The following is a 290-nucleotide window of genomic DNA, read 5'->3' as shown; positions in this document are numbered from 1 at the left end:
ATGACGCCCTCGAACGGGCGATGTTGTGTGAACCGCACGAACCCGACCTTCGGCAGACGGACCTTGCCCGCCTCGATGCGGATCGTGCCGTGCTGGTTGTTCGTCGTGTAGGAGGCGCGCGACCGCCGTCTCGACTTGAAGGCCGGGAAGCCGGCCGTCCCGGCGAAGAACTTCGCGAACGCGGTGTCGAGGTTCAGCTTCGCGTTCGCGAGCGCCAGGCTGTCCGCCTCGGCGAGGAACGGGAACAGGGGCTTGTAGGAGGCAGGTGTCGCCGGTTTCCGTCTCGTTCC

General features: G+C 66.6%; 1 pseudogene. It reads right to left on the bottom strand.

Annotation, left to right across the window (positions count from 1 at the left end):
• Positions 1-290, bottom strand: a pseudogene (locus KNO86_RS14640) (RNA-guided endonuclease TnpB family protein); the annotation flags it as partial.

This window comes from Exiguobacterium sp. s160, from assembly GCF_018617575.1.
Taxonomy (GTDB): Bacteria; Bacillota; Bacilli; order Exiguobacteriales; family Exiguobacteriaceae; genus Exiguobacterium; species Exiguobacterium aestuarii_A.
This window is presented reverse-complemented; position numbering and strand designations above follow the sequence as displayed.